The sequence below is a fragment of the Candidatus Aquarickettsia rohweri genome, assembly GCF_003953955.1.
GTDB lineage: Bacteria > Pseudomonadota > Alphaproteobacteria > Rickettsiales > Midichloriaceae > Aquirickettsia > Aquirickettsia rohweri.
In genome coordinates, this window is sequence record NZ_RXFM01000036.1 from 1 (window position 1) to 10,860 (window position 10,860).

Here is a 10,860-nt window from a genome sequence, read left to right on the forward strand (position 1 = left end):
GCCAGAAGCATTGCTCCTTTGGCTCCTATATTATTATCCATAAGGTTAATAGTATGAGAGACCTTGGAATCTTTTAGTTGCTCAGCCAGAAGCATTGCTCCTTGAGCTCCTATTTGATTCATACCCAGATAAATAGTATGAGAGACCTTGGAATCTTTTAGTTGTTCAGCCAGAAGCATTGCTCCTTGGGCTCCTATATTATTACTCCCAAAGTCAATATTATGAGAGACCTTGGAATCTTTTAATTGCTCAGCCACAAAAATTGCTCCTTTGGCTCCTATATTATGACTCCAAAGGTCAATATATTGAAAGCACTTGGAATATTTTATTTTTTTTATAGCTTCATTTAAATTCCTATTTATAACTTCATTTAAATTCATAATTTACCCCCACACTAAAATATTTATTTACCTAACTTTATAATTCTACTCTTGTTTTAATTTGAAGCTACACTAGAAAAGCCTTAATTATTGAATTCTAATTAATTTTAAATTCAGAATTCTTTTCCATTACGTATGCGAATCTAAATAAATTTTCTTCATCATATGACTTAGATATTAACTGGATACCAAGTGGTAATTTATTTTTAGAAAATCCAACAGGAATTGACATGCAAGGTAAACCTGCTAGGCTAGCAGGTACAGTAAATAAATCGTTATTATACATATCTATTGGGTTTGTCTTTTCACCAATAGCAAATGCTGGATTTGATGAAGTCGGAGTTAATATAACATCCACTTTTTCAAAAGCACTAATAAAGTCATTTGCTATTAGTCTCCTTATTTTTTGTGCCTTTTGATAATAATCACCAAAATGACTTGCAGATAACACATATGTTCCTGAAATTATTCTCCTTTTAACTTCATCTCCAAAACACTCTCCTCTTGTCCTTTCTATCATATCTTTAAAATTATCACCTTCTTTTTCTATCCTGGTTCCATATCTTACTCCATCATACCTAGACAAATTAGAAGATGCTTCAGCAGATGTGATAATATAATATGTTGCAAGTGCATAATCAGTATGTGGCAATGAAATATCAACCAATTCAGCACCTGCATCTAAAAACCATTTTTTAGCTTTCTCTAAATAACTTTTAATTTCAGGATTGATATTATCTTTTTGATATTCTTTTGGAATTCCAACTTTCATACCTTTAATACTTTTTCCAATATTATCTATTAAATTTGGCGTAACCTTATTTTTAGATGTGGAATCATTTTCATCAAACCCAGAAATAGATTCCAATATTAATGCAGCATCTGTAATATTATTCGCAAAAACACCTGCTTGGTCTAAAGAACTAGCAAATGCAATGATACCATAACGAGAACACCTACCATATGTAGGTTTAATGCCAACAGTACCTGTAAACGCCGCTGGAAGTCTTACTGAGCCGCCAGTATCACTCCCTAATGCTCCTAAACAAGTATTTGCTGCAACAGCTGCAGCAGATCCACCAGAAGAACCACCAGCTACTAAATTTTTATCTGAATCATTTGCTTTATATGGATTAATTACATCACCAAAATAGCTATTAGTATTTGAAGAGCCCATGGCAAATTCATCCATATTTGTCTTACCAATCATTATTCCACCATTTGCAAATAATTTGCTGGTTACAGTAGACTCATAAGGTGGAATAAAATTCTCTAACATTTTTGAGCAAGCAGTAGTTAATATACCCTTGGTACAATAATTATCTTTCACCCCTATTGGCATTGCCTCTATCTTCAAAGCTTGTCCATTATCAAATCTCTTTTGAGATTCTTGTGCTTGATTTAATGCATATTCTTCTGTTATTTCCCTATATGCATTATATTTTACATTAGCATCTTTTGCTATTTCAATATATAATTTAATAAACTCAACAACAGATATATCCTTATCAACAAGCAATTTTTGTACTTTATAGTATGGTAAACCTATTAACTCCTGACTCATTATATTTTATAATTTATTATTTTCAGCAATTCTGCTAAATAATATTGATTTGTCTAGCATTTTCTTAAATTTATTCAATATTATTTATTATATAAGAATATACTAATATTACAGCAATACGAAAAATCCAAATTTAATTCGCATTTACTTTATCAAATAATTTCTCAATATTAATTTTTTCATCAATAAACTTATCAATTTGGAATCTAATTTGAGGTGAAAATTTCAGATTAATTCTATTACTAATTTTTTTACGATATTCAGGTGCTAGAATATTCAGCGCCTTAATCAAATCTTTATCAATCTTATCATCTAGAGGATTAATAAAAATTGTTGATATTTTTAAATCAGCACTAATTTTTACATCTGTTACAGTAACAGGAATTTTCTCTAGCTCAGGCAAAAAAATCTCTCCTTTTGCAAATATCATGGCCATTTCTTGTTTGATTAATTCAGATACCTTTAACTGCCTGTTAGTAGGTGGCTTTTTATATTGATAAGTCATGTGTAAATTTAATTAAATATTAAAAAGAAAATGAAGAACCACATCCACAACTAGATTTGGAATTTGGATTATTAATAACAAAAGAAGAATTACCTAATTCTTCAACATATTCAAGTTCAGAATTTTTTAAGAACCCTATTGAAATTTTATCAATAACAACGCAAGCACCATCTTTATCATATTCAAAGTCATCATTATTTTTAGAATCTGTAAAACCTATTTGATATTTAAGCCCATTACATCCACCTCCTTCCACTTTTATTCTAAACATTTGTGGTTTGCTCTCCTTGGAATTAAGCATATTTATTTTATCTGCTGCTTTTTGTGATATTGAAAACTCATTCATAATAAACAAATACTTATATAAATATTATGAGCATTATATCAATAATTTATAAAACTTTAAATCATTAGTTTTATAGTTATATAACTTTAACCTATACAAATTATTCATTCTTGTTGATTAACAAATTTTATATGACTATTACAATGAAGTTGAAATTAGCATAAAATAATTTTATGAGTAAGGTACTTTAAAGCATTATGTGATAAATTAGTTAATACAATGAATTCTGTTCCTGAATTAGTAGATAAAACACAAAATTTTGCAGCTCATAAAGATGAGTTTTTCAAAGATATATATTCTAATAAAAGAAGTATAGTAGATATAGTAATAACCCGAACTGCAGATAAGAATTGCTCTATAACGAGCTAGAAGCCACTATACAGCAATATTTAGCACAGTTAGGAACAACGATATAGTTATTGCGGGGGCACAAAGTGCTCGTGGCAATCCAGTAATGCATCAACAAATATAAATGCTATAATAGTTATGGATCACCACAGTAGAGCTAAAGATCTCCTTCGTGATGACTCTTGAGATATACTCTTCTTCATTATTATAAAATTTGCTATAAATTTCTTATTTCTTATCTGCAGTTCGGATTAGTAATAAATAAGATTAAAAATTTTTTAGAGATTTTAGGTGTAAAACAAAAAAGGTCATTGACACATAAAACACAAACGTTTGCTGAAAAATTATTACAAGAACGTCAAAATTCACCAACTAGTATAACTAGATAATTAACTATAACTTTTAATACATTATCTCACCATGTTTTTCTAAACTTAATAACTACTATTATCCTTTAAGCTTTATAATAAAAATAAAACTTTTCCCATATTTTTTAATAGAAATTATATCATATCCTATTAATAATGCTGGATTAATTTCTCTTGATGTTTCAATTATCAATAACGAATTCAAATGTAAATATTTAGCAACACTTACTAACACCTCTTGAGTGATCAACATATTATATGGTGGATCAAGATATATTATATCAAAAACAGTTTCGCATTCGATTTGCAAATCATTAAAACTTGACTTTATAAGAATCCAATTTTTATTATTACTTTTTAAATTTTGTAAATTAAAATTAGTAATCTCTAAACTTTCATTATTTCTATCTATAAAATATATCTGTTTAAATCCCCTTGAAATTGCTTCTATACCAACTGCACCACTTCCACAACATAAATCCAAAAATGAAGATTTATCTATATCAATGTAATTTTTAACAAAATAACTGTTAACAATATTAAAAACTGATTCTTTAACTTTTGAAGTTGTTGGTTTGATATCAACATTTAGTCCTTTTAAGCTACTTACTATTTTTTTGTTTTTATATTTTCCAGCAATGACTCTCATAAATATAGTTATTTATTATTTTTTCTAATATTTCTAATATTTTTCAAATGTTGTTTGTAATTATTTGCAAATACATGTTTTCCAGAGTTATCAGCCACAAAATAAATATCATCACTTTTAATTGGATTGAGTACTGCTTTTATTGAAGATTTTCCAGAGTTACATATAGGGGTTGGAGGCAATCCTAAATTTAAATAAGTATTATATGGAGATTGCGTTTTAAGATCATCATATGTAACCTTTCTATTAAAATCCTCCCATTTTGAAATACCATAAATAACTGTTGGATCAGCTTGTAAAGGCATTCTTTTTTTTAATCTATTTAAATATACACTTGCAATATGAGGCTTTTCATCATCAAATTTTGCTTCTTTTTCAACAATAGATGCTAAAATCAAAGCATCATTCTTATTTTTTAATTCTTTTGTAGCCTCAATATTCCTTTTACTCCATTCTTCTTCAAGCAAATTTTGTAAATCTAAATTCATTTTATATAATAAATAGCTAATTTTTGTACCATACAAATATTCATAAGTATTTGGATATAACGTACCTTCTTTATAAATTTGAAGCGAATCATTATCATTAATAACACCATAGATACTTTTTAATATTTTAGTAACTTGAATATTTGTTAATCCTTCAGGGATAGTTACTGTATGTTTTATAACATCACCTTTAATAATTATATCAAATGCTTTCTCAAAATTTGAATGTATCGGTATATAGTATTCTCCAGCAATAATTCTTTTACCTAATAACTCAAAAATCCTAGCATAGGTTATAAAAAAAAATTTATTACTTACAAGATTATTTCTATAAAAAATATCTGAAGCACATCTAATAGAACAGTTTTTTGGAATAATAATAGTGATATTATCTTGTGTAATTGTTTTATTATAAAGATTTGTATACACATAAAAAACAAACCCTATTTTTATTAAAATAGCTACCAGAGCTGATATATATAGCTTTTTAGAAATTTTCATTTACAAGTTATTATTTTACTTAAAAAGCTTTTTCTATGGTGGCGAGTAATTCCTATTTTCTTTATTGCCTCAATATGCTGTTGAGTACCGTAACCTTTATTTTTATCCCAAAAATATCCTGGATTTTCCTTATCTAAATCTTTCATTATCTTATCTCTAGTAACTTTAGCTATTATTGATGCAGCAGCAATTGACAATGATTTAGAATCACCTCCTATAATAGTGGTTAAATTATTAATCGATGTATCTGGACTTATATTTCCATCAACAATAATATGGTCAAATTTATTTTTCATTTCATTTATAATTCTCCTCATTGCAAGTAATGAAGCTTGTAATATATTTATTTTTTCAATTTCCTCAACACTACTAGATTTTATAATATATTTACAATTATTCTTTAGATAATTACAAAGTATCTCTCTTTTAATAGGGATTATTTTTTTTGAATCATTTATTTGAGAAATATCTATATTATCATCTAAAATAACTCCTGCTGCTACTACTAGCCCTGCAACACATCCTCTACCAACTTCATCTATACCAAGTATTACTCCTCCTATCCTTTTTTCATATGAAAAATCTGGCTTTAAATTTACTTTATTTAGCATATTTTAATTAGCTGGATTAATAATTTTTAAAATCTTTTTAGTAATTTTTTCAACAGTTAATCCAAAATGACTATATACATCACTATTTTTTCCTGATTTACCAAAATTTTCTACTCCAAAAAAAGCTCCATGAGGACCAATAAACTTAGACCAAGATTGATCATTACCAGCCTCAATTGCAATTTTTAAAGTATTATTACAAAGTATAGCCATTTGATATTCTAAACTTTGTTCCCAAAATATCTCTTGGCATGGAACAGAAATAACTTTGCAACCAATTTGCTTTTTTTCTAAATTCTTTGCAACATCCATAGCTATTGACAACTCTGAACCACTAGCAAAAATAGATATAGAGTTAGCTTCTCTAGATTGATATAAAATATATGCACCAAATCCAACTAAATTTTTAACATTATTTATATTAATTTTATTTCTTAATTGTGGTAAATTTTGTCTACTTAAACATATTGCTGAAGGAGTACTAGTTTGTTTTATCATTAACTCCCAACACTCTGCAGTTTCTATCGCATCTGCAGGTCTAAATAAATTCAAATTTGGAATCGCTCTAAGCGATGATAAATGCTCAACTGGTTGGTGAGTTGGACCATCTTCTCCAACACCAATAGAATCATGTGTAAATACCAATATTATTGGCAATTTCATTAAAGAAGCTAGTCGTATAGATGGTCTTAAGTAATCAGAGAATACTAAAAACGTTCCACCAAATGATTTAAATTTATCATGAATATTAATCCCATTCATAATAGCAACCATTGCATGTTCTCTAACTCCATAATGTATATAATTTCCAGTAAAATCATCTTTAGATATAATTTTATAATTATTAGATTTCGTTCCATTTGAACCAGATAAATCGGCAGAACCACCAATATAATTATCACTTTTAGCACAGACTATATTAATAATTTTATTAGAACTTTTTCTGGTTGCTTCTGAATTATGAAAAGTATCTAAATCTTTTTTAAATTTTTTAATATCACTCATAACAATATTTAAATTATCGTTATTCTGGTGATATTCTAAATAACTTTTTTTACAGTTATTTTCCCAATCTAAATATTCATCTAAATTTCTTTTATAAAAATTTCTCCAAATTTTTAAGATTGGATCAGGGATTACAAAATTATCATATGTCCAATTTAACTTTTTCTTAATTAAATTTATTTCTTCCATCCCTAGACATTTACCATGAGATTCTTCAGAATTTTCAAAATTAGGTGAGCCATATCCAATTTTTGTCCTACACGCTATAAACATCGGCTTATCACTTTTTTGAGCAGAATCTAAAGCCTTCCATATTGCATTTGGGCTATGCCCATCAACTGAAATAACATTCCAATTATATGAAGATATACTAGCTAAAGTCATATCAGAAACAGCAAGAGATGTGGGACCATCAATAGATATTTTATTATCATCAAATAATACTACAATATTATTCAAACCTAAATGTCCTGCTAATGACATTGCTTCATGAGAAATTCCTTCCATCAAACAACCGTCTCCAACCACTATATATATTTTATGATTTATTACTCCACTTAATTTAGATTTCATTTTTTTTTCTGATATTGCCATTCCAATACCATTAGCTAAACCCTGCCCTAATGGACCAGTTGTAGTTTCAATGCCTAATTTTGGATCATATTCAGGATGACCAGGAGTAATTGAACCAATTTTTCTAAATTTTTTCAAATCCGATAATTTATATCCATTATATCCTGTTAAAAATAACAAACTATAAAGTAACGCTGAACCATGACCCGCAGACAATATGAATCTATCTCTGTTTGCCCATATTGGATCATTTGGATTAAATTTAAGAAAATATTGAAATAAAACTGTAGCAACATCTGCAAAACCCATCGGCATCCCTGGATGACCTGATTTTGCTTCTTCAACCATTTCTATTGAAAGAATCCTCAGAGCATTTGATAACTTATTATGTAAATCCTGTTGTATAATATTTTTTTTCATTAACTGTTACAAATTTATTTAAGACTTAAAAATATAGTTTTATGCAGTTAATTATTGAATCACTGATATCAATAACTTTCACGTTAGGTAAATATAAATTTTTATTATTAACTCGTATAGTATTAGAAACACTTAATTGGTCAATACTTTTTAAAATTTTATCTAAATTAGGATTTTCATTTCCAATTAAATTATGAGTAACTACAACTTCAATGCTCTTAGCATTTAAATGTTTCAAGGTATCAATAGCCTTAATAATTGTTTGTCCACTTCCAATAATATCGTCAACTAATATACAATGCTTGTCCTTTACATCGCCCATTACGCCACTCATTGTTACATTATTTTTTTCATCTCTTTGTTTGTATATAACAGCAAGTGGAATATTTAAAAATTTGCTAATACTATTACTTCTTATCTTTCCACCAATATCTGCAGATACTATGATACTATTTCCTTGATTTAGATTAGAAAAATTATTTTTAAATAATTCAAACATAGAAATATTTTTAACTGGAATTCTAAAAAAACCCTCTATTTGACTTGAATGTAAATCAATTGTTATAAGTGTATCAATACCTGCAGCTTCAAGTAATGAAGCAATACATGAGGCTGAAATAAAATCCTGGTCAATTTTTTTATGATCCATTCTACTATATGCAAAATATGGTATAATTGCATGCACCCTCTTAGCACCTCTTTTTTTTGAGGCATTTATCATAAACAATAACTGTATGAGATTTTCATTAATATCTGGGTATAACTCATGTATTACCAACACATCTTCTTGATATAAATCATCGTTTATTTTAATACTTAATTCCCCATCACTAAATTTACTAATGTCACTATTTATGATATCTATATTGACTTGAGTTGATATCTTTTTAGCTAACTTTATTGTGTTATTACAATGCAGTATTTTCATAATATTCTATATTTTTATAATCATTGAAAAATTTAATAAATTTAATTGGATGAAAAAATAAACTAGAAATAGAATAATAGTTTACTCCTATATCCCTATAATCTACAATATCATAGATAGATTGAATACCACCTCCAGCAATAATTTCTATTGATTCACCAAAACTTTCTTTCGCCCTTTTTATTAATTTAAAATATAGTCTTTTAATCACCACACCAGATAATACTCCTTTACTACAAGGAAATGAATTAAATAAATGGAAATATTTAACATCACTATTTTTATAAAATTCTATAATCTCTAAATATCTTTTAATAGGAGGAACTTTTATTATTACCTCTAAGCCCAAACTTTTTAATAAGGCAATTTCATCATTAGTTATAAGCCCAATCTTTGCATTAGGACAACTAATATTAATTTCTATGGCATTTAAATTTACATTTTGATTAATGATATAATTTTTCAATACTTCAAAAAATCTTACCATATCTTCTTCATTTATAAGTGAAATTGAAAGTATTTTTTGTTTAATTCTTGATAAATTTATATTTTTAATGCCTGGGTTTCTCAATCCTATTGAATTTACCCAACTCAATTTATTATTTTTGCATATTGGCCTTAATGTTTTCAAATATCTACAAACCATACCATCCCTTTTGTATGCAGTATAAGTGCCACATATTGATGTTGCAAAATCAAAATTAACTATATTTCCAAATGGTGGAGATATAATAAGATTTTTAAACATTTTCCCTAAAAAACTTATCTAATTGAAACACACACTTAATCCAGTTTGGCGAATCTCCTCTCGAAAATACAACAACTCCAAATACGTTATCATATTGTTTATCTTGAAATTTTATTTTAGCTTCTTGCATTGAATTTCCAGTAGTCAAAACATCATCAACAATCAACAGATTATTATTATCATTTGATTTAAATTCTTTTAACGCATTTTCAAAAGGCACCCCACCTCTTGGCACACCATAAACTTCTTTAAATTTATATTTCTTAGATATAATTTTAGCCAGAGTTTTATAATCCTCTTCTGTAATTGCATCGCATTCAATCTTAAAATTAGAAACACCTACTGAATGCAGTGTAAATTTTTTATGTTGAAATAAATTGTTCATAATACTCCTTAGCAATATTTTTTGGTTCATTTGAATTATATATTGGCCTTCCCACAATTATATGATTAGTCCTAAGTTCTTTTGCTTTAGATGCACTCACAGTACTCAAATGATCATCATTACTGTGATCATTTCTTACACCTGGTGTAGCAAGAGCAATTGTGTCTTTAAAATTTTCCCTAAAATCTTTAATTAAAAAAGGAGGGCAAATGAAATTTTGACCTCCTAGATTTATTATTTCCTCTACTCTTTTTATTATCTTAGATTTATCTATACCCACTATATCACTTGATAAATGCAACACAAAAAATGGTTTAAATGAAGATTTTAAAGACATTTTAATAGTCTCATCCTGACATGCTGCAGAAATAGTAAATATTTTAAGATTTTCAATCTTAGTTGAATATCCTAAAATTGCTTTTTCCACAGTTGATGTAATATCAAAAAACTTTAAATCAAGCATTATTGGAATATCAAAAGTATTAAGCTTTGAAACATCCAAATTTGAAAGTGCTACATGACCAATTTTAATAAAACTTAAATATTGATAAGTTTGACAAATTATATAATTTGCTTTTTCAATACTTTTTAAATCTAAAGATAAAATTAAAGACATTTGACTATAATTATATAATATTATTAATTTCCAAAGCTCTAGCAAGCCTTGTTACTCCAATGCCTCCACCAAATCTAGGGAAAAATTTTTGCTTTAAAAAACTTTCTAATTCATATTTTATTCTGTCCTCACCAAATTTGTTAAGTAAACGCTAAAATATCCCCATCTTGACAAGTATTATCCGCCTTTCTTTGGGTTTCTTAAGTTTTTTGATAATTCTAAAAAAAATTTAATTTGATGATATTTTTTTATCAATATTATATGGAAGTAAATTTACTAACTCTTTTGGATCAGAATAATCATGAATATGATTCAGCAAATATTTTAAATAATCATAAGGATTAATCTTATTTACTTTGCAAGTTTCAATAATACTATAAATATTTGCACTAGCTTTAGCACCCTTAGTTGTTGCACAGAACATC

At 27.3% G+C, this 10,860-nt stretch carries 14 protein-coding genes; 1 reads left to right on the forward strand and 13 read right to left on the reverse strand.

The features are described 5' to 3' along the window. From EIC27_RS03235 to EIC27_RS03250, 4 genes are all read right to left on the reverse strand, one after another. The coding region (locus tag EIC27_RS03235; RefSeq protein WP_205702325.1) for a leucine-rich repeat domain-containing protein at positions 1-380 on the reverse strand (380 nt) is incomplete at its 3' end. 97 nt (positions 381-477) lie between these two features. Next, a complete protein-coding gene (gene gatA / locus EIC27_RS03240) occupies positions 478-1,944 on the reverse strand; it encodes an Asp-tRNA(Asn)/Glu-tRNA(Gln) amidotransferase subunit GatA (protein WP_126044710.1) in 1,467 nt (488 codons plus the stop codon). Positions 1,945-2,077: 133 nt separating this feature from the next. Beyond that, positions 2,078-2,449, reverse strand: a complete 372-nt coding sequence (gene rbfA / locus EIC27_RS03245) for a 30S ribosome-binding factor RbfA (protein ID WP_126044711.1) — start codon at positions 2,447-2,449, stop codon at positions 2,078-2,080. A 19-nt stretch (positions 2,450-2,468) separates the two neighbouring features. Continuing rightward, on the reverse strand, positions 2,469-2,795 hold the full coding sequence (locus EIC27_RS03250; RefSeq protein ID WP_126044712.1) for a HesB/IscA family protein: 327 nt from the start codon (positions 2,793-2,795) through the stop codon (positions 2,469-2,471). A 219-nt stretch (positions 2,796-3,014) separates the two neighbouring features. Here EIC27_RS03250 and EIC27_RS07010 point away from each other — a divergent pair, with 219 nt between their 5' ends. Continuing rightward, positions 3,015-3,164: a hypothetical protein gene (locus tag EIC27_RS07010; RefSeq protein ID WP_154663844.1), complete on the forward strand. Its 150-nt coding sequence runs from the start codon at positions 3,015-3,017 to the stop codon at positions 3,162-3,164. Between the two features lie 426 nt (positions 3,165-3,590). On the opposite strand, the gene rsmD is transcribed toward EIC27_RS07010, so the two are convergent. The 9 genes from rsmD to EIC27_RS03295 all read right to left on the reverse strand — a co-directional run. Beyond that, positions 3,591-4,160 (reverse strand): 16S rRNA (guanine(966)-N(2))-methyltransferase RsmD, encoded by a 570-nt coding sequence (rsmD, locus tag EIC27_RS03255; RefSeq protein WP_126044713.1) that lies wholly within the window; start codon positions 4,158-4,160, stop codon positions 3,591-3,593. A gap of 8 nt (positions 4,161-4,168) precedes the next feature. Then, complete coding sequence (gene mltG, locus EIC27_RS03260) at positions 4,169-5,149, reverse strand: endolytic transglycosylase MltG (protein WP_126044714.1); 981 nt, start codon at positions 5,147-5,149, stop codon at positions 4,169-4,171. Beyond that, complete coding sequence (locus EIC27_RS03265; protein WP_126044715.1) at positions 5,146-5,760, reverse strand: ribonuclease HII; 615 nt, start codon at positions 5,758-5,760, stop codon at positions 5,146-5,148. Before EIC27_RS03265 ends, mltG begins: the two co-directional genes overlap by 4 nt. Before the next feature lie 3 nt (positions 5,761-5,763). After that, positions 5,764-7,758: a transketolase gene (gene tkt / locus EIC27_RS03270; RefSeq protein ID WP_126044716.1), complete on the reverse strand. Its 1,995-nt coding sequence runs from the start codon at positions 7,756-7,758 to the stop codon at positions 5,764-5,766. A gap of 25 nt (positions 7,759-7,783) precedes the next feature. Beyond that, positions 7,784-8,686, reverse strand: coding sequence for a ribose-phosphate diphosphokinase (locus EIC27_RS03275; RefSeq protein WP_126044717.1), 903 nt, complete (start codon positions 8,684-8,686; stop codon positions 7,784-7,786). After that, the gene (locus EIC27_RS03280; protein ID WP_126044718.1) at positions 8,667-9,434 is read right to left on the reverse strand and encodes a hypothetical protein; all 768 of its coding nucleotides are present in this window, start codon (positions 9,432-9,434) and stop codon (positions 8,667-8,669) included. Before EIC27_RS03280 ends, EIC27_RS03275 begins: the two co-directional genes overlap by 20 nt. Further along, entirely contained in the window at positions 9,427-9,819 is a 393-nt protein-coding gene (locus EIC27_RS03285) for a phosphoribosyltransferase (RefSeq protein ID WP_126044719.1), read from the reverse strand. The genes EIC27_RS03280 and EIC27_RS03285 overlap by 8 nt, the downstream gene beginning before the upstream one ends. After that, positions 9,797-10,435 carry an orotidine 5'-phosphate decarboxylase / HUMPS family protein gene (locus EIC27_RS03290; RefSeq protein WP_126044720.1) on the reverse strand — a complete coding sequence of 213 codons (639 nt, stop codon included), beginning with the start codon at positions 10,433-10,435 and terminating at the stop codon, positions 9,797-9,799. The genes EIC27_RS03285 and EIC27_RS03290 overlap by 23 nt, the downstream gene beginning before the upstream one ends. A gap of 229 nt (positions 10,436-10,664) precedes the next feature. Next, positions 10,665-10,860, reverse strand: a 196-nt coding sequence (locus tag EIC27_RS03295) for a transposase domain-containing protein (RefSeq protein WP_126044202.1), incomplete at its 5' end; no start/stop codon positions are given.